This window comes from Christensenella hongkongensis, from assembly GCF_000981035.1.
Classification (GTDB): Bacteria; Bacillota; Clostridia; order Christensenellales; family Christensenellaceae; genus Christensenella; species Christensenella hongkongensis.
In genome coordinates, this window is record NZ_LAYJ01000053.1 from 1 (window position 1) to 26,975 (window position 26,975).

The window sequence follows — 26,975 nt, forward strand, 5'->3', positions numbered from 1 at the left end:
CGGGGACATGAGGCTCCGCAATGAGGAGCTTCAGAAGCCGTGACCACGTTGTTCCATCCATGCTTTGAAAGGCGGATGCAGCGCACCGTACACAGTTTTGATTTTTGGACTGTACGGTGCGTCTCCGAAGGGCGGCGCCTTATGCCCCCGTCTTCGGATATTCCCCGAAACATCGCATATACCGCCGGTACAGGCGCAGGCTGCCGCGCGGCTTTGTACCTGTGGAACTGCAAAAGGCATTGAGAGAGGTAAGAAACAACATGAAATATGGAATCAAAACACTGGACGATTTCGACGTGCAGGGCAAAACGGTGCTGTGCCGCGTGGACGTCAACCAGCCGGTCGACAAACAGACCGGGGAACTCAAGGATACAACGCGCATCGAGGGCTGCGTACCCACTTTGCGCGAGCTTTCGGATAAAGGTGCAAAGGTCGTTGTGCTCGCCCACCAGGGCGGAGACCTCGAATACAAAAACTTTTACACAACCCAGCCGCACAGCAAGGTGCTCAGTAAGCTGCTTGACAGAAACGTGGAGTACATTGACGACGTGTGCGGGCCGTATGCGCGCGAGCGCATCAAAGCAATGCAGCCCGGCGATATCCTGATGCTCGACAACGTGCGTATCATGGGCGAGGAGCTGACGCTGTTTGAGACGAAGCTGCGCCTGACGCATGAGGAGCAGGCAAAGACGACTGTGGTAAGAAAGCTCGCGCCGCTTGCAGACCTTTACGTATGCGACGCGTTTGCAGCCTCCCACAGGGACCAGCCCACCCTGTGCGGCTTCGAATACCTGCTGCCAAGCGCAATGGGCAGGCTGTTTGAAAAGGAATATGAAATCATTTCGACAATCATGAGCGTGCCGGAGCGCCCGTGTATGTTTGTGCTGGGTGGCGCAAAGATCGAGGACGCGTTCCTGATGATGGAGACGGTGCTGGCAAACGACAGCGCGGATATGATCCTCACAGGCGGCCTTGTGGGCAATGTGATGCTTGCTGCCTGCGGGGTGGACATCGGCAAAGCGTCCATGGCGTTCCTCGGGAAGAAAAATCTTCTGGAGCTGCTGCCTGAAGCCAAAAGGCTGTGCCAAACCTACCGTGATAAGCTCGTACTGCCCGTTGACCTTGCATGCGTAACAGACGGCAAACGCAAGGATGTGCCGCTTAGCGGCGTATCGGACGAGGAAGTGTATATCGACATTGGGAAAGAGACTGCGGCCAAATACAGCGAAACCTTAAACTATGCGCAGACGGTTTTCATCAATGGGCCGATGGGCGTATTTGAGGACAGGGAATCCGAGCATGGGACAAAGGCGGTATGGGAAGCGATTGCGCATTCGGACGCATATTCCGTAGTAGGCGGAGGGGACAGCGTGACCGCGACCAAGAAGTTCGGGCTCAAGGATGAGATGTCGTACATCTGCACAGGAGGCGGGGCGTTGGTACGCTTCCTTTCCAACGAGGAGCTGCCGGTCATCAAGGCCTTGAAGCACGGCTCCAAGCTATGACTTCCGCTACCACCTTTTATTTTCCTTTGATTATATCAAAAGGAGCGCCGGAAAAATATCCGGCGCTCCTTTTTCAATTCGTTTATTTCTTTTTCCTGCTGAAAAATTTGAATAATGTCCTGTTCATTGCCACAATATCGATCGGCTTTGCAATGTGGTCGTTCATGCCCGTGGCAAGCGACGCCGCAACATCCTCTGAGAAGGCGTTTGCGGTCATTGCTATAATTGGAATTTCCGCCGCGTCGGCACGCTCTTCCGCCCTTATTTCACGCGTTGCCTGATAACCGTCCATCACAGGCATCTGAACATCCATCAAAATCGCGTCATAGTGCCCCTGCGGGCTGCTGTTGAATTGTTCCACTGCTTCGCGCCCGTTTATTGCAGTTTCAATCGCTATTCCTGTCGGCGCAAGCAGCTCCGTTACGATCTCCATATTCATTTCATTGTCCTCCACCAGAAGGATTCTCTTGTTGCTGAAGTCAAATGTCTCCCCGTCCTTGTCCTTCTTTTCATGGCAAAAATCACGTTTTCCAATCACAAAGAGCAATACATTATAGATGGAGGACTGCAGCATTGGCTTGGAGATAAACGCGTTCGCTCCTGCCGCACGCGCATCTTTTTCGATTGACTGCCAGTCGTAAGCGGAAATAATGATGACAGGCGAATCCTTCCCCGTAATCTCCCTTATTTTTCGCGTCGTCTCTATTCCATCCATTCCGGGCATTTTCCAATCGATCAGGCAAATGTCAAATGCGTCTTTTCCATGCTGTGCCGCTTCAACCTGTTCTGCTGCCGCCGCACCGGAAAGCACCCATTGCGTCCTGATTCCCATTCGTTCCAGCAGAATGGCGACGTGTTCGCACGTGTCTTCGTCATCATCCACAACCAGCACATGAAGATCCCGCAAATCGTTTCGTTCTTCTTTCTTTTCACCTGTATCATCCACCTGGAGCGAAATTTCCACTGAAAAGGTAGTTCCTTCGCCCTGCTTGCTTTGTACGCTGATATCTCCGCCCATCAAGCCGATCATATTTTTCGTAATCGCCAGTCCAAGCCCGGATCCCCCATATTTCCCGGCAATATTTTCACCCTGCTCGAAGGGCTCAAATACCCTGTTCAAAAACGCCTCGTCCATACCGATGCCAGCATCTTTGACCGTAAACGTCATGTGTACCTTGCCTTCCCTTACAGGCCGCTGCCTGATAGAAAGCAGGACATGTCCTCCATCCGGAGTGAATTTCACCGCGTTGGAAAGCAGGTTCAGCAAAATCTGATTCAGCTTTCTCTCGTCGCCGATCAGCTTTTCTTCCGCCACCCCTACGAGCTTCAGATCAAAGCTTTTTCCCTGGGATTCACATTGCGTATGATACAGAGACGCAATTTCTTCTATCATCTCGCCAAAATCAAACGGATCGTTTTTCATTACGAGCTTACCGCTTTCAATAGCAGACATGTCCAGCACATCATTGATAATTCCTAACAGGTGCCGCGACGAATAGGCTATTTTATACAGGCAATCCGCAACCTTTTCTTTATTATCCAGCGCATTTGCAGCAATCGTTGTCATGCCGATAATCGTATTCATCGGCGTGCGTATCTCGTGGCTCATGCGGGAAAGGAACGCCTTTTCCGCTTCATTGATACGCCTTGACGCCACAAGCGAATCTGTGAGTATCTGGCGCGTACGCCGTGATTCGGTCACATCTGTAATTGATACGATATACCTCTGCAAAATCCCGTCCGCCATAATGGGATACGCCCGCATCATCATCCACCGCTCGCTTCCGTCCTTCGGATGGTTCAGCTTGATCTCCAGTTCTGCATTGTTTCCCATTTCGCCGTTTAAAAAAGCTTCCCGTATCCTCATTACGGAATCCTCGTCCATGTAAGAATACAAAATATTTTCGTTTTCCACAAAAGCCGCCTGGTCTATGCCTAATATACGTGCGCTGTTCGGACTGATAAACTCGGACTTTCCTTTCTCCATGTCAACGATAAAAATCACATCGTCAATTTTATCGGATAATTGCGAAAAGAGATTTTCCCTGTAATAAATTTCCTGGTTTTTCTTTCCTACCGCATATCGAAAATAAACGGAAACCAGAATAATAACTGCTGTCAGTAACACGACAAGAACCGTATTGTTTCTTGTGAGACTGCTTGATTCATTGTTAAAGTCATTGATTACTTTTTGTTCGTAGGAAACAATTCCGTCCGATTCCTCCATGAAGCTGTCATACAAAACAGAAACGTTTTCCGCCATATCCCGTTCGATCCGGCTGTTATTATTCACATTTTCCGGATTCGCAAGCAACGCCTCCTGCGCATCTATAATTTGCGCGCCGGTATCCTTGAGCCGCTGTGCGGCGCCATCTGTTCCAAGATAATTGGTTTCAATCGAATCCAGGCTTTTTTCAAGCGCCGGTTCAAGACCGCTTATTGCCCTCTGTGCAATCTCAAAATCTGCTGGCATGGAATAGTTGATTAATTGCTCCATGCGCATACGCATTTCAGATACCGTGTTTGTAGCATTATTGACCTCCATCGTAACGGTAAAAGGATGCTTTAGTATCATATCGATGCTTTTATCCAGGCTTCCCACTCCAGTGATAGAAATGAGCATAAAAATAACAGCGAATACACAGACAAGAAAAGAGCCCGTTTTTCCGATTCTGTCCTGAAAACGTCCCTTTGGCTTCGTTGTTTTCTTTTTCATAATGACCGATTTCTCCTGAAAATTGAGCGGTCCCAAAAATATCGTCCATGAAACAGGACTACATAAAGTTAGTATATCTTAACTTGAGCGTTAACACAACCATCGTGCAGATTCTTTGCGTCTATTGCCGGCAGACTGCTTAATGCAAAAGATATTCAACCGTTTTTTCAAGCTTCATCCCACGGGACGCCTTCACGAGAACCGTATCCCCACTGTGGATGTGCCCCTCTATTTTTTCAAGCAGCTCATTCTGCGTTTTAAAATAGCTCGCATTCCCGCAACGCTCTGATGCGCCGTCATAGATACCCTTTGCAAGCTCCCCTACGCAAAGGATTTCGTCAATCCCTTTTTTTGCGGCATAGCTCCCCACCTGCCGGTGGTATTCCTCCGCTTTATCTCCAAGCTCAAACATATCTCCAAGCACGCAAACCTTGCGTCCCTTCGCATACGATAAAACGTCAATCGCAGCTTTCATAGAGCCCGGGTTGGCATTATATACGTCATTTAATACCGTCAGCCCGTTTGCCTTTTCGATACACATCCGTCCGGAAATGGGAGTATATCCGGCAATCCCCCTGGCAATCTTCTCCGGCTCCATGCACAGCGCGAGTCCTGCCGCAATCGCAGCAAGCGCATTATAAATCATATGACGGCCGGGCGACGGAACATGAATCGCCATTTCTTTTCCATCAAAGTGCGCTGTAAAGTCCGATCCCTCAAGGCCCATTTCCCTGATATCCGTCGTATAGATATCGTTTTGAGTCCCTATTCCAAAGGTCGTTACGTCGCTTCTCGTCTCTTTTAATGTCCACAAATATTCATCGTCGCCGTTTACAAATACCCGTCCATCCTCACGCATATATTCGAGCATCTCGCTTTTCGCCTTCAGGATACCCTCCCTGGAGCCCAAATGCTCGATATGCGCCTGCCCGATGTTCGTCAGGAAGCAAAAATCCGGGCGCGCCATTTTTGAAAGGCTCCTGATCTCTCCAAAATGATTTGTTCCCATCTCGATCACAGCAACTTCATGCTCAGGCAAAAGCCGGAGCAAGTTCTGCGGAACGCCTGTCTGGTTGTTGAGATTCCCTTCTGTTTTAAGGACGCAAAATTGCTGTTCCAGCACGCTGGCAACCATCTCTTTTGTGGTCGTTTTCCCCACGCTCCCGGTAATGCCAATCATCTTTACGCCAAAGAGCCCTTTATAAAACTCCGCAATGTCCTGATAAGCCTGCAGCGAATCCTTCACCAGGATATACGGCTTTTGCGTTTCCAGCTTTTTTTCACTCAGGCAGCATACCGCCCCCGCTTCATATGCCGCCCCGATAAAGTCGTGCCCGTCAAAGCGCTCTCCCTTGATCGGCACAAACAGAAAGCCGTCTTCCACCTTGCGGTTATCGATCACAACGCCTTTTACCATCTGGCCTTTTACGGCTTCGCCTCCATTGTAAATACCATCGCAGGCGCGCGTCGCGTCATAGACTGAAAATTCCTTCATACCCGTTTCCCTTTACTTCTCAAGCGACAGCTCGATCACGCGGGCGCATAGCTGTTCATAAGAAATTCCGACCGCCTGCGCCTCCTGTGGAATCAGGCTCGTGGGCGTCATGCCGGGAAGCGTATTCATTTCAAGGAAATAGATATCTCCTCTCTCATCCAAAATAAATTCCCCGCGCGCATATACTTCCAGCTTCAGGGTTCGGCAGGCTATGAAAGCCAGCTCCTGCATCCTTTTGGTCGTCTCTTCATCAAGGCTTGCAGGACACACCTCTTCTGTCCACCCGGCCTGGTATTTGTGCGCATAATCATAAAACCCACCGCGCGGAATAATCTCAATCGGCGGAAGCATCTCATTTCCGAGCATTCCCACAGAAAATTCGCGTCCCTGAATGAATTCCTCCACCAATACCTCATTTTCATAACGGAACGCATCGGCCAGTGAATTTTTCAGCTCTTCCACATCATTTGCCACAGAAATTCCAATGCTCGAGCCACCGCAGCACGGCTTTACAATACATGGAAAACCGATCTCTGCCGCTTCAGAAGCGCCCTGTCCTTTGTAGAGCACTTTCCCCTTTGCCATCATAACGCCGCTCTGCAGCATCATCTGGCGCGTAACGCCCTTGTGCATCGCAAGAGCGCTGCCAAGATAACCCGTTCCGGTGTATTTGATTCCAAGCACATCCAAAAATGCCTGCATACGGCCGTTTTCTCCGTCCTCTCCATGCAGGCCCATATAAACGATGTCCGCTACTTTGCAAACCTCTATTACATTTTTCCCTATCGTTCCAAAGCCGCTGTCTCCCCTGCCAGCCTTGATTTTTTCGATGTCCGGCGCTGTTTCTTCCACACGGACCGTTTCCACTTCACCCTTATCTGAGAAAATATCCAAAATGTTCTCCGGCAGCTCCTCTAATCCCAGAAAGGAATCCACCAAAACCGTTTTATATCCAGACCGGCGAAGCGCATTGCACACCATTGCGCCGGATGAAAGCGATACCTCTCTCTCCGTGCTGATGCCGCCCGCCAAAACAACTACATTCATCATATAAACTCCGTTCCAAAAGAATTTTGAACGGATTTATTATATCATATCCAGCCAAAAGTGTTAAGTAAAACGCGCTTTATTCACATTTGAAAATATACGAATTAATTTTATCTGTAGCAATATAAAACCGGGCTGCGCAGGCAGCCCGGTCTGTTCCTTTTTTGCATTTTTTATACGTTTATGCTCTGTGCAAACCGCAAAAACGCCGCTTTCCCTGCGTCAGTACGTTTAAATACTCCCGCATCCTCCAGCACGCGGCTGAATACCTTTCCAACCTCTTCGCGCAGGATGGCGCCGACAGCCTCCTTTTCAATCGTATCACGCCGGGCCAATATTTCGTCCACCCAGTCTGCATGGGAAGAAATCCGCTCGTCCGCGCGGATATCCTTTTCCATCAGGATCGCTTCTTCGAGCAGAGCAAGTTCCTCTTTTAAGCGTGCGGGGAGCACTGCAAGGCCCATCACCTCAATGAGTCCGATGTTTTCCTTTTTGATGTGGTGCAGCTCTGCATGCGGATGATATACCCCCAGCGGATGTTCATCCGTGGTGATATTGTTGCGCAGCACAAGGTCAAGCTCAAGTTTCCCGTCCGACATCCGTGCAATCGGCGTAATCGTATTGTGCGGCGTTCCTTCCGTCTCAGCAAACACAAACGCCTGCTCATCCGTGTAGGCCCGCCATGCCTGCAATATCCTGTCCGCAAGCTCCACAAGCCGCGCCTCGTCCGTTCCGCGCAGCCTCAAAACCGACATCGGCCACTTTACTATCCCAGCCTCAATCTCTTCATATCCGCTGAATAGAAACGGAGTCTCTATCGGCGCGCTCTCCATAGCAAATTTGTAATGCCCGCCCTGGAAGTGATCATGCGTCAGGATAGATCCCCCCACAATGGGAAGATCGGCGTTGGATCCAAGAAAATAATGCGGAAATTGCTTCACGAAACCGAGCAGCCTGCGAAAAGTTCCTGCGTCTATTTTCATTGGCGTATGCTCTGCATTCAACACAATGCAGTGCTCGTTATAATAAACATATGGCGAATACTGGAAAAACCACGGTTTTCCATCCAGCGTGATCGGAATGATCCTGTGGTTCTGGCGCGCCGGATGGTTTACCCGTCCCGCATAGCCCTCGTTTTGGGGGCAAAGCAGACACTTTGGATACCCGCTCTGCGCCATGCTGCGTGCTGCCGCAATCGCCCGCGGATCCTTTTCCGGTTTGGAAAGGTTGATCGTGATATCAAGATCGCCATACTCCGTCTGCGCTTTCCACCGAATATCCTTTTTGACGCGGTACGTGCGGATATAGTCCGTATCCTGGCTGAGCTGGTAGAAAAAATCCGTCGCAGCCTGCGGGCTTTGTCTGTAAAGCGCTGAAAAACGGTCTATTACCTCATGTGGCCGCGGTGTTAAAAGCCCCATCAGCCTGGTGTCGAAAAGATCGCGGTATACCGTGCTGTCATGCTCGAGTATTCCCTGCTGTGCGGCGTAATCAAGCAGGCCCTTCAGGATTTCCTCGAGGTCTGCGCTATCCGCTTTGCAATCCGGCTCCGTGTATTCTGAAAGATGCAGCGCATCCAGGATTTCATTGGTTGCCCAAATGCGGTCTGCCTCCCCGATCAGGCCCTTATTAACGCCGTAATCCACCAATCTTTTTATTTGCAAATCAATCATATCGTATCCCCGTTATTTCGTAGCGTAGCCGTCCGGATGGCTTTTGTGCCATTTCCACGCGGATGCAATAATCTCTTCAAGCGAATCATGCTCCGGATTCCACCCGAGTGTTTCCCGCGCCTTCGCGCTCGACGCGATCAACTGTGCCGGATCGCCTGCACGCCGCGGGGCAATCACCGCCGGTATATCGTCCTGCGTCACTATTCGCGCCGTGTCGATCACTTCGTTCACCGTAAATCCAACGCCGTTCCCCAGATTGAAAATATCACTTTCCCTGCCGTCCCGCAGGTATTTCACAGCCAGGATATGCGCCTGCGCAAGGTCTGTTACATGGATATAGTCGCGCACGCACGTACCGTCCTTCGTGGGATAATCGTCCCCAAATACGCTGATCGCCTCGCGTTTTCCATTCGGCACCTGCAATATCAAAGGAATCAGGTGCGATTCAGGATTGTGATCCTCGCCGATCCTGCCGCTCTCGTGTGCGCCGCACGCATTGAAATAACGCAGGGATACAAATTTAATGCCATAAGCAACATCCGCCCAATGAAACAGCTTTTCCATCGCAAGCTTGGTCTCCCCATACGGATTCGTGGGCTGGGTACGATCCGTTTCCATAATTGGAACACGCTCCGGCTCGCCATATGTTGCCGCCGTAGAGGAAAAAACGATCTGCTTTACGCCGTTTCTCTGCATCGCATCCACAAGGGCAATCGCCCCGCCTACGTTATTATCATAATATTTGACCGGATTTCCCACGCTTTCGCCCACCAGCGAATATGCCGCAAAGTGAATCACCGCGTCAATTTTTTCCTGTTCGAATACACTGTCCATGAAGGCCCCGTCGCGCACGTCTCCCTCATAAAAACGCGCCTTCGGATGCACAGCCTCCCTGTGCCCTGTCGCCAGGTTGTCGACAATTACAACATCCTCGCCTGCATCCTCCAGCTCATAAACCGTATGCGAGCCAATATAGCCCGCGCCTCCCAGAACCAATACCGCCATATTTTTCTCCTCCCGCTCTACAGAATTTCAAGTCCGCCCACGTGACGGATAAAAAGCACATGGCAGCGTCCGCTTCCGAGCGCCGCGTCCATTTTCTTCCGGAACGCATCTGCCATATCCGCAGGTACGAATGCCTGCACCGTACCCGCAAAGCCGCCGCCATGCACGCGGAAGGCCCCTTTTCCATCAAGGAATTCATCACACAGGGCAAGCGTTACCGCAAGCTCCTGATGTTTATCCGCCCCCGGCACGCTGACGTTTTGCAGGTACATAAACGACGACCTTCCGGATTCGTTTACAAGCGCCAAAAAGTCCTCAAACCGGTTCTCCTTAAGCGCCTTTGCCTCCAGGATCGCCCTTTCATTGTCATGGTAAAAATGGAACGCCCGAAGAACCGCCCGGTCTCCAAGCTTTTCCCTGACCGCAGGAAGCTCCTTTATAAAGTCTTCTCTGGGCACTTCCCTTAGCACCTTCTTGCCAAAATGTGCCGCAACCGCCTCCATCTCGCTGCGGATTGCCGCATATGCCGGCGTTAGACCGGCGTGGTCCGCACCGGAATCTACAATGCACAGTGCGTGCCCATGAAAATCCGCATCGATCTTTTCCACAACAGGATTTTCCTTATCCATGAAATCAATCGCAATAACCCCGCCTGAAATAGAAGCTGCCTGATCCATCAGGCCGCACGGCTTACCAAAATAAACGTTTTCCGCATACTGCCCGATCTGCGCCGTCTCGATCGGCGTTACGCTTCCCCCGCAAAACATATGATTCATCGTTACTCCAAGCCACATTTCATATGCCGCTGAGGAGGAAAGTCCGGAGCCGGAGAGCACATCTGACGAAACATATGCGTCAAATCCACGGATTTCAAACCCACGCTTCTGCAGCTGGGCCGCCACCCCGCGTATCAGCTCTCCCGTCTTTCCCGCGTTTTCTTCATGCACCTTAAGATCATTAAGATCCACTGTACAAAGATCATATCCTTCCGAGAGGATGCGGATTTCATTGGTACCGTTTTCCGCCGCAACGCCAAGAGCGTCTACGTCTACGCTTGCGGCAAGCACGCATCCGTTCTGGTGGTCGGTGTGGTTCCCGCCGATCTCCGTCCTGCCGGGCGTACTGAAAATTCCCACCGCCGCCGGAGCGCCAAACAGTTCAGAAAAATTTTTCAATATCCGCAGATACCGTCCGCGCGCTTTTTCCACATCGCCATAGAGCGCTTCCAGCTTTTCATCGAGTTTTCCACTCTCGATTGTACTTACCGCTTCATTCCATTCAGTCATCTTTTTCCTACCTTTATCTCAAAAAATTAGTACCATTATATGAATATGCCTGCCGCGAAACAGGTGATTTCCACTGAAAATATGCAGTCCCAAACGCTTTTCAAAAAAGCAGGCGTTCTGATTCTTTCATTTTATGATAGAATATTTTAAGACCTCCGTCAAGGAATACCATACCCGCAATTAGCACGGCTTATAAGCACTTTGCTTCCGCCCAGTCAAAAACGTCCTCTGCCGCGGCGATGCGGCAAAGGACGTTTTCGTATCGTTATCTTTTTTCAGTCAACCATTGCGACCGCGCGAATTGGCGAGCCGTCGCGGTCTTTGAGCCGGAGCGGAAGCGCAATCAGCGTAAACTCCTCCCCTGCCGCAAGCTCTTCCATGTTTGCAAGCCCTTCAATAATCAGTACATCGTTTCCGAGCATCGTTTCGTGGATATACTTCCAGTCTTTTCCGTTCGGAGTAGGCATGTCCATTCCTACAAGCTTTGTTTTTTTCCGGGCAAACCATTCCGCCAGTTCCCGCGAAACAACCGGGAAATCATTGAAAAATTCATCCTTTGGAAATACTTTATCCCAGCCGGTATGCAAAAGCACCGCAAGCCCCGCTTCTATTTTGTCCGCGTAGGGTTCAATATCCGCCACTGTAATTGGCTCACCCGGCTTTTTTGCCGTCAGGTCTACTTTAAACGCGCGCGTCACACAGCGCTCGAGACTGATTTTGTCGATCGTCTGTCCGTCATAGAAAAAATGCCTTGGCGAATCAAAATGCGTTCCCTGATGGGTGGAAGTCGTCACACGTGAAAGATTATAACCAAGCGTGTCCAGATTACAGTGCCAGGAAATCGAAAGCTTCGGATCCATCGGCATGGTAGGAGCGCCATCGTACATTTCGGCGGTGAGGTCAATCAGCTTTGTCATATCACTTGCCTCCTTACAGCAAATAAATGAAGCGTAGCGCATAGCGCAGATACAATCATATGCGTTTGATTGCAGTTTTGATCAAATGTTGCCTTCGCATCCATTTGACAGGCTGCAACCATGTCCAATCAATCGCTTCCTGCAAAATTAGAGTCCTTGCCAAGCCCTTCAGGCCCAAGGCTCAGATAGCCGCCTTCCACAGGAATATCGGCTGCAGTGATCGCGCTCGCGTCGTCGCTTAGGAGGAAGGCGACTGCGGACGCGATCTCTTCCGGCCGTTCCAGTCTCTGGAGCATGTGAAAATCTCCCCACATCTCTTCCGCCGTATCCCTGTCTCCGTTCGGCGCTGCTTTTTTCACTTCGTCCGTCCATACCCATCCGGGGCTGACGCAATTTACGCGGATTCCGGGCGCAAGGTCAAGCGCAGTGCAGCGCGTCAGCTGCTTCACCGCTCCCTTCGCCGCATTGTACGTCCAGCGCTCAGGCTGCGCGATGTGTCCGGATATGCTGGACATATTTACTATCGAACCGTTTTCCCTGCCACGCTGGCTGACAAATTCCTGAATCATCGTCGCATAGGATACCGGGCCTGCTTCCATCGTATGCAGCCAGTCCTCGCGCGATGCGTTAAGTCCCTTTGCCGTGAATGGGAACGCGTTATTTACAAGATAATCGAGCGTTCCGAATTTTTTGATCGCCCCCGCGATCAAATCCTTGCAGAACTGCGGGTCCTTCATATCGCCCGCCATAAAATCAACGTTATCAAATTTTTCTTTCAGTTCACTGAGCGTCTTTTCTCCTGTCTGTGCGTTCCTTCCGCAAAATAAAACGCTTACCTCTTCTTCGAGCAGCCTTTCCACACACGCGCGTCCGATTCCCCTTGAACCGCCCGTGACGATCGCCGCTTTTCCTTTTAAGCCTCTCATTGGTTACCTCCTGCTCATTTTTCGTCCGGCAAACGCCGTATCACATACATTTTTTATGGGGCGCCCTGTAAAAAGGGCGCCCCACCATTTCATCTGATTCTTATTTTACCATATTGCTTTAGAACTGTGCCGCATATTCTTCGATATTGGATTTGTCATAAATCAGCGGCTCTTTCAGGGAAATGATCTGTCCATTGTCTGTGAAGGTGAACGTACCATAGTCCCCGGCTTCAAAGCTTGCGCCCGGCTCGATTGTGAGCGAACCATCCTTGAGCGCTACCGACATATAAACGCCAATATCGCCTTCCATCGGAGGATTCCACAGTGCAAATTTTTCTACCGTGCCATCCAGGATGAATTCTTTCATTTCGGAAGGAAGTCCAAGGCCTGTCAGTTTTACTTTGTCGCCAACGCCTTTTGTCTGGATTACCTTTGCCGCCGCTGCGATACCAACCGTCGTCGGAGCGATTACGCCCTTGAGGTCAGGATATTTTGCAAGCAGGGCTTCCATCTCTGTGGTGGATTTTTCCGGCTGGTCGTCGCCGTAAACAACCTCTACGAGTTTCATGTCCTTATATTTGTCATTCGTCTCGAGCAGGTTCTTCATGTCGTCGATCCATGTGTTCTGATCCGGAGCGTCCGTCGTAGCGGAAAGAATCGCGAAGTCGCCCTTGAAATCGATCATATCTCCAAGCGTGTCGAGAAGCACGGTTCCTGTTGTAGTAAAGTCAACCGGCATAATCGCCGCGTCGCGATGATCTTCGCTTCCGGGAATGTCCTGATTGATAATCACAATCTTCGTTCCCGCTGCGCGCGCATCGTCAAACGTTCCATTGAGTGCGTCATTTGAGTTTGCCGCGATGAAAATAACGTCTGCGCCATTCTGTACGGCAGCTTCAACATACTCGATCTGCGAGGTCGCGCCCGCATCCGCCGGGCCTGTCGTTGAGAATTCAACCTTATCTGCACCCAGCTTTTCAGCAGTTCTCTGGAATCCGAGAACAATGGATTCAAAATACGGATTTCCCTGATTCTTAGGGATAAACACGACCTTTACCGGGCCGTCCGAGGAAGCGGGTTCACCTGATTCGGCAGTACCGCTGTCCGAAGATTCAGCAGGTGCCTTGGATTCTTCTGCCGGAGCGCTGGATGTCGAAGACTCAGCCGCCGGAGCGCCGCAAGCCGCAAAAGCGAACAATGCAACGAGAACCACACATACGATTACTGTAAGTTTCTTTTTCATTTTTTTCCTCCTGATTTTACCTTATTTTCCTTACTCTTACATCAGCGCATTTGCGCTGAAATCAATTTCAAATTAAATTTTCAACCCTTTTTGTCTTTGATCAACTGGGCGACATTGGGGATAACGATGGAGAGCAGGAGCAATACGCCCATTACAAACATCTGGTCCTGCGCCTTTACATTGGCTACGATAAGCCCGGTTTTCAAAATTACCACGATGATAACGGCGAGGAAGGTGCCAAGGATGCTCCCTTTGCCGCCGTTGATGTCCGCTCCACCGAGCAGCACCATAGTAACAATATCAAGCTCTCCTCCGTCTGCCATATCAAAACGTACCAGGAGCAGCCGCGACATGGTGAGGATGCCTGCAAGCCCTGCCATCAGGCCGGAAAAGCTGAACAGCAGGCATTTGATTTTTTTGGTGTTGACGCCGGAATATACCGCTGCGCGTTCATTGGTGCCGATTGCATATATTTTTCTGCCAATCGACGTCTTGTGCAGGATGAAGAAGAATACCACCGCCATAATGATAAACAGCAGGATTGTTACGCCAAATACGGCGTTCCCGGCTTTAAACACCGGTATTTTCTCCACGCTGTTAAACCAGTCCGGAAATTTTCCAAGGCTTGCGTCGCCGATAAATATTTGCGATAGCCCACGGAATAACGACATCGTACCGATCGTAACGATCATGGACGGCAAATTCGCATACGCGACCAATACGCCGTTAAACGTACCAAAGCCAAATGCGATTGCAAGGCCAATCACGCACGCAAGCCCCATATCCATTCCTGCATGGAACATCATTGCCGTGAAGGTAGCCACGCACGCCATGATAGACGCTACCGAAAGGTCGATCTGCCCCGCGATAATAATGAGCGTCATTGTGAAGGCCACAAGGCCAAGCTCCATATACTTCGTAGACGATTTCAGGATATATGCCATATCGCGGAAACTCGGCGATAAAGCGGCTGCAACGATAATGACAAGGATAAGCAGTATGAAGGTAAACGTTTCGCGGCTTTTTACAACCGATTTCAATTTCATCTGCCGCACTGTTTGTGTATTACTCGCTTTCATTTAACCGACCTCCTTTTCAAGTTTCATTGACTTTCTCTTCTGTGCCGTCTGGACAGACATATCAACCAGAAGGGCGATTACAATGATAAGTCCGTAACAGAATTTTTGGAATGTACCGGGCATCCCGACCATGGCAAGCATCGTATTGACCGTTCCGAGCAGGATACAGCCAAGGAAGGTTCCAAGTACGGTTCCCGAGCCTCCCGAAACGCTTACGCCACCGATGATTGTCGCTGAGATGACGACGAATTCAAGCCCGTCGCCGGTATTGGAAGGATTGACGTATCCATACCTTGCCGCATACATCATTCCCGCTATCCCGCATAAAACGCCGGTGATCGAGAAGATGTTGAATACCACCTTTTTGTTGTTGATGCCCCTCAGGTGGGCTGCTTCAAAATTGGAGCCAACCGCATAGACCTCGCGCCCAAAATGCGTATACTTCAGGATAAAATAGAATGCCACTGCAATTCCAACCGCGATCCATACGATCCACGGAATGATAAAGTTCCCGATTTTCAACCCTTCCGTTACAAATACGGAAAGCCCGCTGGGAAGCTCGTATCCTGTAATCTGCTTGCCATCCGCAAAAATGAAAGTCAATCCGCGGAATGCGTTCATCGTACCAAGCGTAACGATGATTGCCGGTATTTTCAGGTAGGAGATCAAAAATCCATTGAAGGCCCCGCACAGATAGCCGACACCCATTGAAACGAGGAAGCCCAGCCAGATCGGAATATTGAAATCGCGGAACAAAATCCCGGCAACCATTGCCGATACCGCCACAATCGCCCCAACTGAAAGGTCAATATTTCGTGTGATAATGATCATCATCATGCCGACCGATACGGTCAGGATAAGCGGAGTCCATAACAGTATGCTGTTCATAACCTCCGGAAAACGGTCTGCGCCAAACAATTCAGGCTTTGCAACCGCCACCGCTATAAAAATAACCGCGATGATAATCAGCGTAACCCGCTCCTTGACTCCGATCGGAAAGTTGCCTTTTTTCTTGATTGTATCGTTCATTGCACTGCCTCCTTCCGGATATTCTTACGCGTTGAAGCCGCTGTCATGATCTTTGCGCTGTCAAGCTCGTTGCGCTCCATTTCTCCTGTCACATGGCCTTCGCACATCACGTACACCCTGTCGGAAAGCTGCAATATCTCCTGCATCTCGGAAGAGATCATCAGGATCGCCTTGCCCTGCTTCGCGAGCTCGCTGATCAGCTTATATACCTCGGCCTTTGCGCCTACGTCAATTCCCCTTGTCGGTTCGTCCAAGATCAGGATGTCAGGCTCTGTCAGCAGCCATTTTGCAATGACAACCTTTTGCTGGTTCCCGCCCGAAAGCTCCGATACCGGCTGGTTCGCATCGCGCATCTTCACCTTCAGGTAATCGGAATATTGGCTTACCAGCTCGTTTTCTTCTTTTGTATTGACAAACGATCCCTTGCTGATTTTCTTCAAAATTGCAAACGTCATATTTTGTTTGATACTGAACGGAAGGATCAGCCCTGTCTGCGCCCTATCTTCCGAAACCATTGCCACGCCTTTGTTCATGGAATCGATCGCATTTTTGATCTCGACTGTTTCTCCATTGATTTTGATCGTTCCTCTCACCGCAGGCTCCGTACCGAAGATTGCCGATGCAACCTCGCTGCGTCCCGCACCCACGAGGCCCGCCATTCCGACGATTTCGCCGCGCCGCACCTTGATGCTTACGTCCTGGTACTTGCCCGGATAGGTAAGCCCTTCCGTTTCAAGAAGCACTTCGCCAATCTCGGTTTCTTCCTTCACGATCAGTTCCTTAAAGGTTCTGCCGACCATCATCTGTACGAGCTTATCCTGGTCTACATCCTTCTTAAAGCATTCTCCAACAAGCTCTCCGTCGCGCAAGACCGTAATCCTGTCGCTGATTTCCATGATCTCTTCCAAACGGTGCCCGATAAATACGATGCCCTTGCCCTGCTTTTTCAGGCGTTCCACAATATCAAACAGTGATTTCACCTCGCCATGGGAAAGCGCAGCAGTCGGCTCGTCCATGATAATTACCTTTGCGTTCTGTGAAAGCGCGCTTGTAATCTCGATCATTTGCTGGTCCGCAATCGTCATCCCGCGCACAGGATCTTTTGCTCCCATATGTACTTCAAGCGACTTCAAAAGTTCATCCGCCTGTTTGTATTTTTCCTTCCAGTTGATCGTCATCTTCCCTTCGCCGCGTGTATGTCCAAGATAAATGTTCTCCGTTACATTCAAATCCTGGAAAGTAAGCGGCTCCTGATGGATGAGCGCAACGCCTGCCTCACGTGCGTCATGAGGAGTTTTAAACGATGCCGGTTGCCCGTTTATGCTGATCTCTCCGGATGTTGGCGTATAAACGCCGCTTATAATTTTCATCAGCGTCGATTTCCCGGCTCCGTTTTCACCGATCAGGGCGTGTACTTCGCCCGGGTAGATATTAAAATCCACATCCTTAAGCACAACGACTCCGCTGAACGATTTGACAATGTTTTTTGCGCTTATAATCGGATTCAATCCTTCTGCCATTGCATTATCTCCTTTTCCCTGTTATTTCTTTCGGAAATACCATTACATTTCCGCTGTCTTACCACATTGATATTCCGCCATTGACGTCGATGCACGCGCCGGTTACATACCGCGAAAGGTCAGACGCCGCAAACAGCGTCGCATCCGCTACCTCCTCCGGCGTTCCGATCCGCTGCAACGGAACCGTCTGCGGATCATAGCCAAATTCCGTTGTCATATCGGTAGCGATCAGCCCCGGCGCAACGCTGTTTACCGTAATATTGTACTCAGCAGCGGCCTTGGCAAGCGATTTTGTCAGGTTAAGAAGCCCGCCCTTTGACGCCGCATAATCGATTCCGATCGTAAGGCCTCCGGATTTTCCAGCCTGAGATGCCATGTTGATGATCCTTCCGTATTTACGGCCCTTCATCATTTTGAGCGCCTCACGTGAGAACAGGAATGCTGCGCGCAAATTAACGTTCATGGTAAGATCCCAGCTTTGCGTTGTAATATCCTGCATATCGATAATTCTGCCAATGCCCGCACAGTTGAGCAGGATATCAAGATTTTCCTGATACTTTTTAAATTCCGTAAACACCTTTGAAATTTCTTCTTCGTTTACAACATTTGTTTTGACCGCTATGCAGCGCGTCCCAAATTCCTTCGTAATCTCGTCCGCCCGCGCCTGCCCCTCTTCAATGTTGAGATCGGCAATCAATATAAATGACGCGCCCTCCTCGGCAAACCTTCTGGCACACGCGGCCCCAATTCCGCCTGCGCCTCCTGTAACAATCGCTGTCTTGTCTTTCAGTAGTTTCATGTGCTTCCTCCATCTTCAATTAATGAACTCCAACTCATCAAATTGAAAAAACAAACAATAAATTACTCCTTTTTTGAGAATATAAATACAATGGCGTTGTAGGGAAACGCCAGCCCGGGCCCACCCATTTCCTGTAGCATGGAAACAACCGGTGGCACGCGTTGTACGCACAAAAATGTTTCCTGCAACTATTCTTGCGCAGCCATTTGTTAAACTGCAATAAGGCGCATATTAATCAAGCTTAAAAGTAAATAGAAAATTGTGTAAAAGTTATGCTTATTCCAGATAGAACGCCTCATGTAAATACTGGATGCCGCTATCGATCGCGCCGTCAAAATCCGTATCGATCATCTTTGTGGTGATGGCATTCCAGCGCTTGCAGTCTTCATTGTTGTTCACATAATCAAAAGAAGCCTGTGCGTCGTCGCTCTCAAACACATAGATAAACTGACAACCGTTTTGAAAAATAGAATAATTACGAAAACCTGCATCGTGATGCGCTTTCATAATTTCCGGCCACGGATGCGCGTGCATCTCAAGGTATTCGTCAAGACATTCCGGTTTAATATTCCATGTCCAAGCATACTTCATAATTGATCCCACCCTTTTCAATCGTTTTGTTTGCTGTTTGCTTAAATCCCTTTATTATTTATATGGCTTTTTTGGCTGCCCTATCGTTAAATTTTGCTCGTATTGTCAACTGTCAACATTTATAAGGCGTAAACGACAATCCTCTGATTAATTTAGCATAGATAAATTCATTTTCATTTTGTAACTGAGTTTTTTGGAGTTCGAATTGCTTACTGTTTTTTGTTAACATTATTATACGTCGTGATTTTCCAAAAAGCAAGCCCATTTTAAAAGTTTTATTTTTCACAAAGATTTTTAACGTTTCAAAATACTACATTTTGAAATGTTATTGAAATCAAATACTGTATTTTGTTGACAATTCACATATTGTGCTCTAAAATAATCCTAAAGATAAAAAATTCACATAGATTGGATTTTACCATGACTACGAATTTAAAAACAAACCTTGCACAACGGATTTCAGATATTCTTCGTCAGGAGATATTGGGAAACGAGATCCACGAGGGCGACCATTTTAATGAAACCGCTCTTGCAACCCGCTTTGGCGTAAGCCGGGGCCCGATTCGCGAGGCGCTTCGCCTGCTTGAAATGGAAGGCCTTGTAATGACGCCCTCCAACGGGCGATCTGTGGCGACTGGTTTTACGCCGGACGATATCGGCGGCTATTATGACTTGCGTTATTTTATCGAATCCGAATCGATCAAACGTATTTTGTCAAAACCTGCCGACGATGACTACTGGGAATGGATTCGCAAGATGGAGTCTATCCTCGACCAGTCCCGTATCCAGCTTGAACTCAATAACGAAGGCGTTTTCACTGAGCTTGACGGTGATTTTCACCGCGCGATTATCATGCAGGCGAATTTTAAGGTGTATATCCATGTCTGGAAGATCACCAATAACCTGAGCCGCAGCATCATGGAGATGAACCGTACCTATATTATGCAGCAGCAGCTCCACAACCTGCGAAAGACATTTACCTTCCATGATAATATACTGCTTGGCCTCAAAAACCGCGATCTTGAGTTTACGCTCTCCAATCTGCGCGCCCATGTAGAAAAAGGTGTGGAAACCTACCTGACGATTATTGAGCATCTTTCCAATATCAAAAAATAAGCGAGGTTAATTTTTATAAGAAATTATAAAAGAGCCATGCCCATCTGGACGAGGCTCTTTTTTTGATTTCTATACCGGGTTATATTTCCAGGCGGCGTATCCTTTATTTTACTCACGATCCATATCGCATCTTTTGGCTTCCCGCATAAAACGTTCCATCTTGCAGCAGCCATCGTGATGCCTGTGGAATTCGTGCATTTCCGGACCGGGGCCATGGGGGCCGTGCGGGCCGGGATGCGGCCTGTGCGGAGGTTCTTGCTCCCCAGCATCATCAAGCTCTTTTTGCCATGCGCCGCACAGCTTGTCAAATAACGCGCCCAGCTGTACACGTTCCTCTTCGCACAGTGCTTCGAAAATTTTTGCCTGCTGTTCTTCCTTTCCGGCAAACGCTTTTTCGGCAAGCGCCTTTCCTTCGCCGGTCAGCGTCACAATCATATTCCGTTTGTCCTGCTCGTCAGGCGTACGGGTTACGAGTCCCTTTGCCTCAAGCTTTTTAAGCAGCTCGCTCAATGACGACGGGCGGATATCCAGCATCTCAACCAGCTCCTTTTGCCCAACCGGTTCTTTTCGCAGGATCAGGAGCAGCAGCTTTCCCTGCCCCGGATGAATCATCGGCCCTTCCTCATGCCGATGGTGTAAATGTGTCACTCTCTTCATCAGGTGAGCAAACCGTATCGCTTTTTCCTCTAAATTTTCTATTCTGTTGTTCTCTTCCATTTCGTTATCCTCCAAATTAATTTAGGTACCTTAACATTAATTTAACACACCATATCCTTTCCTGTCAAGCATTATTTTTAGGTGCCTTATTAATTTGAAAGATTTCTCTTTCACAAGCCTGCCAAAATGGTTTTTTGTTTTTTTCGATAATAGATATATCCGGTAAGGTCAGCCGCAAGCCAGCCGATTGGAATAGCCCACCAGATTCCAGGCAGCCCTATTTCAGGAATTGCTGCGAGCACATACGCAAGAAGGACACGCAACCCAAGCGAAATCACAGTCAGTACAACCGATATCTCCGGCAGGGCAAGCCCCCGGTAAAAGCCATAGAACAGAAACAGATATCCGATCAGGCAATAGAAGCTTGCCACAATCGTAAGGTATTGTATTCCCACCTCAATTACGCCGGTTTCCAACGGGCTGATAAAGCAAGTCATAAGCTGTCTTGCAAACAGGATCACCACTGAGGAAATCGCCACGCAGAAAACAGTGCTCATCAAAAAAGCGGCCCTGGTTCCTTTGCGGATGCGGGCTTTGTCGTCCGCGCCCTTGTTTTGGGCAATATAGGTGGAAAACGCATTTCCAAAGTCCTGTACCGGCATGTAGGCAAAGCTGTCGATTTTCACCGCAGCCGCAAAACCCGCCATGGCGGTTACCCCAAATGTATTCACGAGCCCCTGTACCATCAGAATGCCAAAATTCATAATCGACTGCTGGATACTGGTCAGCACGGAGTTATGAATAATTTTTTTCAGCACGTTCCTGTCCCAGCAGATCATCCGCCTGGAAATCCGCAGCAGCGGCACCTTCACAACGCAATAGATCAGGATAGCAACCGCTGAAAACGCCTGTGCAATCACAGTCGCTGCCGCGGCTCCCACAACGCCCATCCCCAGCGGCACAACAAATAGTATATCGAGGCCGATATTGATTCCTGCCGAAATCATCAAAAAAATAAGCGGGGTAACAGAATTTCCCATACTACGCAACGCCGCGGCAAAATAGTTATAGAGAAACACAAAGAAGATGCCTGCAAAGATAACCTGCAGATAGTCTCTTGTCATCCCGTTTATGCTCTGGGGAATGTGCAGGAACACAAGGATCGGCTCCAGCAGCACAAAGCTTAATATATTGATCGCAACAGAAACCAAAGCGATAAAGACAAACGCATGGGAAAAACTTTTTTGGAGTTCATCGTAGCGGCTTGCGCCAAATGCAAGTGAAAATACAATTCCACTGCCCATGCAAAGCCCCAGTATAACCGAGGTAAGAAACACCATCAGCGTATAAGATGCCCCAACTGCCGCCAAGGCGTCAGGCCCGATAAACTGCCCTACGATTACCGTATCCGCAATGTTGTAAAACTGTTGGAACAGATTTCCCAAAATCATGGGCATGGCAAAAAAAAGAATTGCTTTCGCTTCGTTTCCCTTTGTCAGATCCTTCTGCATTATCCTGCCGCCCTTTATTTCTTTTCGAAAGTTTTATATTTCTTTATGTAAGTTATTATAAATTGCCATGTCCGCAGTGTCAACCAAATAAGCACAAAACTGTCTTTTTGTTGCGTTGTGGCGTGTAATATTATACAATCAAAGCAGAACGGCAAAAGAGGGAACATGCAATGTATCTAAAGGGCCTGGATGAAATCGATCGGAAAATTATAGAGCTGCTGACTCAAAACGCGCGTATTTCCTACGTGGATATTGGCCATGCGGTCAATTTGTCGCGTGTCGCGGTTAAAAACCGGATACACGCGCTGGAGGAAAAAGGCGTGATTGAAGAATACACCACCATTGTAAATCCCCAGAAGGTGGGGAATGCCGTATCCTCTTACTACGAAATCGAATTTTTGCCGGAACATTTCAGTGCGGCAGTTGAACGCTTGCAAAAGGAAGAGAGCGTCACGCAAATTTATCATGTGTCAGGGAAAAACAAGCTGCATGTGCACGCCGTCACTGCCGGCAATGATGAAATGGAGCTGTTTTTAAGCAACGTCATCTATCAGCTTCCAGGGGTTACCAGCCTTTCGTGCAATATTATTTTGTCCCGTATCAAAGATATCAAAGGCCTGCGTTTGTAAAGCGTGCTGATTTGTTAATATTTATTTCATTAAATTGACATTTCCTATTCATATCTGTGTCGTAATATAATTACTATAGTAAACTTTTTCATTTTTCTTCCTTATAACGGGCGCTCCTTTGCAGGGAGCGCCTTTTTAAATCCCATTGTTTAAAAAAATATTGTTCACCCAATACTGCATCCTCATACTCTGGATATGATACGGTTTGCGATTGAAGTTTCATTTCCCATAAAGTCATGTCCCGTTTTCCGGTCTATTATGCAGTTTTTGAAAGATATTCCGAAAGGAAAAGGGCTGTTCTTTTGAAGTTAAATATAAACCTGGAACAATAGAGCCTCCCTGTTTTTTAGAACAGCCATGCGCCAATGATTAATTCCCCGGCCCATACAGGTGGGGAAAATATAAAAGAGCGGGGATTTCTCCCCGCCTTTCCTAATATTTGATGATGTAGTTACATACAAGGTAGGGCTGTAGGTTGTTGTGCGTTTGGCCGCCGCCAGTATAGCTTGTGCTTTGTGGACCGGATGTCTTCCCCGTCTGATAGGGGAATACCGTTGCTGCAGCGCCAATATAGTTAGTAAGAAATGTATGGCTATGTGACGGTATTTCCGCAATCGTCAATGTATGCTTTTCCTCGCCGCCGGTCTTGCCAAGCGTGTCAAATGTACCGGCATCCTTGCCGATGCCCACGCGTCCACGCATATCCGGCACACGGAAGGTACCTGCTTCATCGTTCGTTTCATTATATTTTGTTCCAATCGTTTCATACAGCTTTGCATAATTACCGTTTGCAGGATAGCTCGTTCCGTCACACCACAGATAGCCTGCCGGAAGAATGCCGCCCGCAAAAAACTTCATACAGCCTGCTGGCTCCTGTGCAGCCTCTGCTATGTCTTTTGCCGCTGCCGCTGCTGCTTGCGCTGCCACCGCCTTTGCGTCCGCCGTTGCCGCATCGGTTTTTGCTTCGCTTGCCGTGGCCTGCGCGTTATTCGCCGTACCAAGCACGCCGTTTACCGTTGCTCCAAGGGTTGTCACGGATGCTGCCGACGCATAATACGTCGATTCGTTGCCGCCGAGTTTAACCGCGTTTTCCGCAAACTGGCTTCCCGTCGCACTATCCGCATGCTCGGCATTTTTCACCACCCCCGCATGCTCGCTCGCATACTCCGTCTTTGTCATATAATCCAAAATTTTTTCGTCCATCTTTATTCCTTCTTTCCGTTGCTTTTTGAGAACATTCCCGCGCGCCGGTCTGTCTTCTGCTATTAATGATAACAGTACCTGTGCGACATTGCCCGCCATCCAGCAGACATAAGAAAAGACATTGAGCAAAGCGTGCGTCCCAAAGGAAACTGCCCAGACAATGCTATGATAAAAAACTTTTTCAGGCATTTAAAGAGTGAGTCATTATATTGACAGGAATTTGATTCTATGGAGCAGTTTAAAGAGCAACTTATAAGAATATTGCAGGAGGAAAAACTAAAAAGCTTGCCGTCTGCGAATCGCAGGCTGCAAGCCCTTCCGCTTTTCCATGTCTTTCAAAACAGAACATTTTCGAGTATAAAAACTCCATATAATAAAAACAAATCCCTAAAACCACATGGTTAAAGGGATTTTTGGAGCTGATGACGGGATTTGAACCCGTGACCTCGTCCTTACCAAGGCAGTAGTTGGCACTTTGTTTCGTGCAAAAACTGTTAAAAGAATAATTTCAATGCAATACGCGACGTTCCGCGAAACGCATGGTTGAGGCGTTTTTGGACATCGCGTATATTTTTTGCGTCGAATTGTGCAATAGATGAAAAATTTGTGATTTATGAGCAAAACCTAGTTTTATGAGCAAAATTTATGAGCAAAACAAGAGCGAAGAAAAAAATGAGTAATTTTTGCTCATAAAATCAAAAGGCAGTAGTCAGTGGCTCAAAAATATAGATATTTCATATTTGCACATATACCTTATTTAAAACATATTCTGGTTTGAAATTGAATTTAATAGGCATAAAGGAAACAAATAAACGGAAGAAATCTCTTGATAATAATGTATAATACAAAAGCCGTTTGCGAGAGCAAGCGGCTTTTGCATATATTTCAAGTAAAAGGAGGAACGAATATGACGAAAGTGATCGCCCTTGCCAATCAAAAGGGCGGCGTGGGTAAAACAACGACAACGGCCAATCTTGGGATCGGACTTGCCCGGAACGGCAAAAAAGTGCTGCTTGTAGACGCGGACGCACAGGGTAATCTAACGGACAGCCTCGGCTGGCATGAGCCGGATAACCTACATACAACTCTTGCAACCGTAATGGGAAAAATCATCACGGACGAACCGCTCCAAAAGAGAGAAGGTATCCTGCAACATGCGGAAGGCATAGACCTGCTCCCGGCAAATATTGAATTATCCGCAATGGAAGTTTCGCTTGTCAACACGATGAGCCGTGAGACTATCATGCGGAATTATCTGGAGGAAGTCAAGAAGGATTATGATTATGTCCTTATCGACTGTATGCCGTCTCTCGGCATGGTAACGGTCAATGCCCTGACTGCGGCGGACAGCGTATTGATCCCGGTGCAGGCACATTATCTTCCTGTAAAAGGGATGAGCCAGTTATTGCAGACGATCAGCCGTGTAAAACGGAATACGAACCCTGATCTCAGGATAGAGGGCGTCCTGCTTACGATGGTAGACGGACGCACGAACCTTTCAAAAGATATTTCTTTTATCCTGCGGCGGGATTTCGGGGATAAACTCAAAGTATTCAAAACAGAGATACCAATGGCGGTAAAAGTCGCGGAAACGAGTGCAGAGGGAAAGAGTATCTATGAATATGATAAGAGCGGACGCGCGGCGGCAGCATACGAAGCCTTAACGAAGGAGGTAATGAGAAATGGCAAGCAGCGTGAGAAACATCAAGTTGGCCTCAGTCGATGACCTATTCTCCAGTGAAGCAGACAGGCAAGACGCGAAACACGAAAAAGTAATTGAGATTCCAATGGAAAAAATCAGCGAAAACCCGGACAACCCATTTCAGGTGCGGAACGATGAGGAAATGGCGAAAATGGTGGAGAGCGTAAAAGAATACGGCATTTTGAATCCCGCGCTTGTCCGTCCCAAACAAGACGGCGGTTATGAGCTTGTGGCAGGCCACCGCAGAAAATTTTCAGGGCTAAAAGCAGGATTGCAAACCCTTCCCTGTATCGTGCGAAACCTCACAGATGATGAAGCCGCGATTGCCATGGTGGATAGCAACTTGCAGCGTGAAAATATCCTGCCAAGCGAACGGGCAAAGGCATATAAACTGAAATTGGAGGCAGTCAAAAGGCAAGGCGGCAGACCATCTAAAGAAAATGGTGGCCAACTTGACCACCATTTAATAAAAGGTAAATCAATAGACTTACTTGCCGAAGAGGGACAAGATAGCGCAAAACAAATACAGCGATATATCCGCTTAACCGAACTGATCCCGCCATTGATGCAAATGGTAGACGATAAAAAGATCGCCCTTAACCCCGCCTATGAGTTGTCCTTTCTTCCTTCACCGTTACAGGAGAATTTGTTAGAGGTTATAGAACAGGAAGAAAGCACGCCGTCCCTCGCCCAAGCTCAGCGGCTGAAAAAGGCAGCACAGGCTGGAAAGCTTGACCGAAACGGCATAGAGCTTGTGTTGCAGGAGGAACGCCCGCAGGACTATAAGCTCACCATTGCGGGAGATAAGCTTAATAAATACTTCCCAAGAGATTACACGCCGAAACAAAAGGAGGAGATCATCTTCAAGGCGCTCGACCTGTATTACAGGAAACTGGAACGGGCGAAACAGGCGCGGGAATATGAACGGTAAAAGCCTTGTGTTATGCGCAGACGCAAGGCTTTTTCTATGCCCTTTTCACCGGGGAGGTGATGAAACGTGTATTTTACAGAGGGCAAAGACTTAGAATACGAAAAAATGATGCGGGAAATCCCGGGATTTAACCGCGGGGAAATTAAACCGCAAGAAAAGAAACAGTGTTCCTCCCGCCTTACATATAATCGGAAAAAATGCCTGCAAAAGAGAAAAGGTAAGCCCGGGGAGAAGTCTGTCCTTTTGCAAAAATGAGGTGACATAGTTTTTCCCCCTTCCCCTTACAAACCCCAACCCTGTTACCTGCCGTATTACCAACCGAAAGAAGAATTTCAGGCATTAGACAACAAAGCAGAATCAGAATATAATGGTGGCAAATACGAGGGAAAGGGGCA

At 48.5% G+C, this 26,975-nt stretch carries 22 protein-coding genes; 5 read left to right on the plus strand and 17 right to left on the minus strand.

What is annotated here, in order from left to right:
• The first annotated feature begins 239 nt into the window (after positions 1-239).
• Positions 240-1,505, plus strand: coding sequence for a phosphoglycerate kinase (locus tag CHK_RS02675; RefSeq protein WP_200896516.1), 1,266 nt, complete (start codon positions 240-242; stop codon positions 1,503-1,505).
• A gap of 82 nt (positions 1,506-1,587) precedes the next feature.
• Here CHK_RS02675 and CHK_RS02680 read toward each other — a convergent pair whose 3' ends face one another.
• The 14 genes from CHK_RS02680 to CHK_RS02745 all read right to left on the minus strand — a co-directional run bounded on the left by CHK_RS02680 (position 1,588) and on the right by CHK_RS02745 (position 18,831).
• Positions 1,588-4,221: a hybrid sensor histidine kinase/response regulator gene (locus CHK_RS02680; RefSeq protein ID WP_046442504.1), complete on the minus strand. Its 2,634-nt coding sequence runs from the start codon at positions 4,219-4,221 to the stop codon at positions 1,588-1,590.
• Positions 4,222-4,360: 139 nt separating this feature from the next.
• Positions 4,361-5,716 (minus strand): UDP-N-acetylmuramoyl-tripeptide--D-alanyl-D-alanine ligase, encoded by a 1,356-nt coding sequence (locus CHK_RS02685; protein ID WP_046442505.1) that lies wholly within the window; start codon positions 5,714-5,716, stop codon positions 4,361-4,363.
• A gap of 12 nt (positions 5,717-5,728) precedes the next feature.
• Positions 5,729-6,766: a D-alanine--D-alanine ligase family protein gene (locus tag CHK_RS02690; RefSeq protein ID WP_330379175.1), complete on the minus strand. Its 1,038-nt coding sequence runs from the start codon at positions 6,764-6,766 to the stop codon at positions 5,729-5,731.
• Positions 6,767-6,936: 170 nt separating this feature from the next.
• Complete coding sequence (gene galT, locus CHK_RS02695; RefSeq protein ID WP_046442507.1) at positions 6,937-8,436, minus strand: UDP-glucose--hexose-1-phosphate uridylyltransferase; 1,500 nt, start codon at positions 8,434-8,436, stop codon at positions 6,937-6,939.
• A 12-nt stretch (positions 8,437-8,448) separates the two neighbouring features.
• Entirely contained in the window at positions 8,449-9,441 is a 993-nt protein-coding gene (gene galE / locus CHK_RS02700; protein ID WP_046442508.1) for a UDP-glucose 4-epimerase GalE, read from the minus strand.
• Between the two features lie 17 nt (positions 9,442-9,458).
• On the minus strand, positions 9,459-10,727 hold the full coding sequence (locus CHK_RS02705; RefSeq protein WP_046442509.1) for a galactokinase: 1,269 nt from the start codon (positions 10,725-10,727) through the stop codon (positions 9,459-9,461).
• 275 nt (positions 10,728-11,002) lie between these two features.
• Positions 11,003-11,644 (minus strand): cyclase family protein, encoded by a 642-nt coding sequence (locus CHK_RS02710; protein WP_046442510.1) that lies wholly within the window; start codon positions 11,642-11,644, stop codon positions 11,003-11,005.
• A gap of 128 nt (positions 11,645-11,772) precedes the next feature.
• A complete protein-coding gene (locus tag CHK_RS02715) occupies positions 11,773-12,570 on the minus strand; it encodes an SDR family oxidoreductase (RefSeq protein ID WP_046442511.1) in 798 nt (265 codons plus the stop codon).
• A 118-nt stretch (positions 12,571-12,688) separates the two neighbouring features.
• Complete coding sequence (locus CHK_RS02720) at positions 12,689-13,813, minus strand: substrate-binding domain-containing protein (protein ID WP_052740218.1); 1,125 nt, start codon at positions 13,811-13,813, stop codon at positions 12,689-12,691.
• 80 nt (positions 13,814-13,893) lie between these two features.
• On the minus strand, positions 13,894-14,892 hold the full coding sequence (locus CHK_RS02725) for an ABC transporter permease (protein ID WP_046442512.1): 999 nt from the start codon (positions 14,890-14,892) through the stop codon (positions 13,894-13,896).
• Positions 14,893-15,921, minus strand: coding sequence for an ABC transporter permease (locus tag CHK_RS02730; protein ID WP_046442513.1), 1,029 nt, complete (start codon positions 15,919-15,921; stop codon positions 14,893-14,895).
• The gene (locus tag CHK_RS02735) at positions 15,918-17,441 is read right to left on the minus strand and encodes a sugar ABC transporter ATP-binding protein (RefSeq protein ID WP_052740221.1); all 1,524 of its coding nucleotides are present in this window, start codon (positions 17,439-17,441) and stop codon (positions 15,918-15,920) included. Before CHK_RS02735 ends, CHK_RS02730 begins: the two co-directional genes overlap by 4 nt.
• Before the next feature lie 58 nt (positions 17,442-17,499).
• Positions 17,500-18,240, minus strand: a complete 741-nt coding sequence (locus tag CHK_RS02740) for an SDR family NAD(P)-dependent oxidoreductase (protein ID WP_046442514.1) — start codon at positions 18,238-18,240, stop codon at positions 17,500-17,502.
• A gap of 276 nt (positions 18,241-18,516) precedes the next feature.
• Entirely contained in the window at positions 18,517-18,831 is a 315-nt protein-coding gene (locus tag CHK_RS02745) for an L-rhamnose mutarotase (RefSeq protein WP_052740223.1), read from the minus strand.
• Between the two features lie 420 nt (positions 18,832-19,251).
• Here CHK_RS02745 and CHK_RS02750 point away from each other — a divergent pair, with 420 nt between their 5' ends.
• Positions 19,252-19,947 carry a GntR family transcriptional regulator gene (locus tag CHK_RS02750; RefSeq protein ID WP_082103354.1) on the plus strand — a complete coding sequence of 232 codons (696 nt, stop codon included), beginning with the start codon at positions 19,252-19,254 and terminating at the stop codon, positions 19,945-19,947.
• A 108-nt stretch (positions 19,948-20,055) separates the two neighbouring features.
• Here the strand turns inward: CHK_RS02750 and CHK_RS02755 are convergent, their stop codons facing one another.
• Positions 20,056-20,664 (minus strand): MarR family winged helix-turn-helix transcriptional regulator, encoded by a 609-nt coding sequence (locus CHK_RS02755; protein WP_052740225.1) that lies wholly within the window; start codon positions 20,662-20,664, stop codon positions 20,056-20,058.
• Between the two features lie 110 nt (positions 20,665-20,774).
• Positions 20,775-22,115: an MATE family efflux transporter gene (locus CHK_RS02760; RefSeq protein ID WP_046442516.1), complete on the minus strand. Its 1,341-nt coding sequence runs from the start codon at positions 22,113-22,115 to the stop codon at positions 20,775-20,777.
• Between the two features lie 170 nt (positions 22,116-22,285).
• On the opposite strand from CHK_RS02760, the gene CHK_RS02765 reads away from it, so the two are divergent.
• A complete protein-coding gene (locus CHK_RS02765; RefSeq protein ID WP_046442517.1) occupies positions 22,286-22,744 on the plus strand; it encodes an Lrp/AsnC family transcriptional regulator in 459 nt (152 codons plus the stop codon).
• Positions 22,745-23,176: 432 nt separating this feature from the next.
• Here CHK_RS02765 and CHK_RS15515 read toward each other — a convergent pair whose 3' ends face one another.
• On the minus strand, positions 23,177-23,947 hold the full coding sequence (locus CHK_RS15515) for a phage tail protein (RefSeq protein ID WP_160295577.1): 771 nt from the start codon (positions 23,945-23,947) through the stop codon (positions 23,177-23,179).
• Positions 23,948-24,854: 907 nt separating this feature from the next.
• Between CHK_RS15515 and CHK_RS02775 the strand changes: the two genes are divergently transcribed.
• Positions 24,855-25,673 (plus strand): ParA family protein, encoded by an 819-nt coding sequence (locus CHK_RS02775; protein ID WP_046442518.1) that lies wholly within the window; start codon positions 24,855-24,857, stop codon positions 25,671-25,673.
• Positions 25,630-26,580 (plus strand): ParB/RepB/Spo0J family partition protein, encoded by a 951-nt coding sequence (locus CHK_RS02780; protein WP_046442519.1) that lies wholly within the window; start codon positions 25,630-25,632, stop codon positions 26,578-26,580. The genes CHK_RS02775 and CHK_RS02780 overlap by 44 nt, the downstream gene beginning before the upstream one ends.
• Positions 26,581-26,975: the final 395 nt, after the last annotated feature.

Excerpts from the sequence above, each read along its gene's own strand:
- CHK_RS02725 (WP_046442512.1), bottom strand. The coding sequence starts at position 14,892 with ATGAAAGCGAGTAATACACAAACAGTGCGGCAGATGAAATTGAAATCG.
- CHK_RS02715 (WP_046442511.1), bottom strand. The coding sequence starts at position 12,570 with ATGAGAGGCTTAAAAGGAAAAGCGGCGATCGTCACGGGCGGTTCAAGG.
- galE (WP_046442508.1), bottom strand. The coding sequence starts at position 9,441 with ATGGCGGTATTGGTTCTGGGAGGCGCGGGCTATATTGGCTCGCATACG.
- galT (WP_046442507.1), bottom strand. The coding sequence starts at position 8,436 with ATGATTGATTTGCAAATAAAAAGATTGGTGGATTACGGCGTTAATAAG.
- CHK_RS02720 (WP_052740218.1), bottom strand. The coding sequence starts at position 13,813 with ATGAAAAAGAAACTTACAGTAATCGTATGTGTGGTTCTCGTTGCATTG.
- CHK_RS02765 (WP_046442517.1), top strand. The coding sequence starts at position 22,286 with ATGTATCTAAAGGGCCTGGATGAAATCGATCGGAAAATTATAGAGCTG.
- CHK_RS02775 (WP_046442518.1), top strand. The coding sequence starts at position 24,855 with ATGACGAAAGTGATCGCCCTTGCCAATCAAAAGGGCGGCGTGGGTAAA.
- CHK_RS02750 (WP_082103354.1), top strand. The coding sequence starts at position 19,252 with ATGACTACGAATTTAAAAACAAACCTTGCACAACGGATTTCAGATATT.
- CHK_RS15515 (WP_160295577.1), bottom strand. The coding sequence starts at position 23,947 with ATGGACGAAAAAATTTTGGATTATATGACAAAGACGGAGTATGCGAGC.
- CHK_RS02690 (WP_330379175.1), bottom strand. The coding sequence starts at position 6,766 with ATGATGAATGTAGTTGTTTTGGCGGGCGGCATCAGCACGGAGAGAGAG.
- CHK_RS02705 (WP_046442509.1), bottom strand. The coding sequence starts at position 10,727 with ATGACTGAATGGAATGAAGCGGTAAGTACAATCGAGAGTGGAAAACTC.
- CHK_RS02780 (WP_046442519.1), top strand. The coding sequence starts at position 25,630 with ATGGCAAGCAGCGTGAGAAACATCAAGTTGGCCTCAGTCGATGACCTA.
- CHK_RS02760 (WP_046442516.1), bottom strand. The coding sequence starts at position 22,115 with ATGCAGAAGGATCTGACAAAGGGAAACGAAGCGAAAGCAATTCTTTTT.
- CHK_RS02735 (WP_052740221.1), bottom strand. The coding sequence starts at position 17,441 with ATGGCAGAAGGATTGAATCCGATTATAAGCGCAAAAAACATTGTCAAA.
- CHK_RS02685 (WP_046442505.1), bottom strand. The coding sequence starts at position 5,716 with ATGAAGGAATTTTCAGTCTATGACGCGACGCGCGCCTGCGATGGTATT.
- CHK_RS02680 (WP_046442504.1), bottom strand. The coding sequence starts at position 4,221 with ATGAAAAAGAAAACAACGAAGCCAAAGGGACGTTTTCAGGACAGAATC.
- CHK_RS02710 (WP_046442510.1), bottom strand. The coding sequence starts at position 11,644 with ATGACAAAGCTGATTGACCTCACCGCCGAAATGTACGATGGCGCTCCT.
- CHK_RS02755 (WP_052740225.1), bottom strand. The coding sequence starts at position 20,664 with ATGGAAGAGAACAACAGAATAGAAAATTTAGAGGAAAAAGCGATACGG.
- CHK_RS02745 (WP_052740223.1), bottom strand. The coding sequence starts at position 18,831 with ATGAAGTATGCTTGGACATGGAATATTAAACCGGAATGTCTTGACGAA.
- CHK_RS02740 (WP_046442514.1), bottom strand. The coding sequence starts at position 18,240 with ATGAAACTACTGAAAGACAAGACAGCGATTGTTACAGGAGGCGCAGGC.
- CHK_RS02730 (WP_046442513.1), bottom strand. The coding sequence starts at position 15,921 with ATGAACGATACAATCAAGAAAAAAGGCAACTTTCCGATCGGAGTCAAG.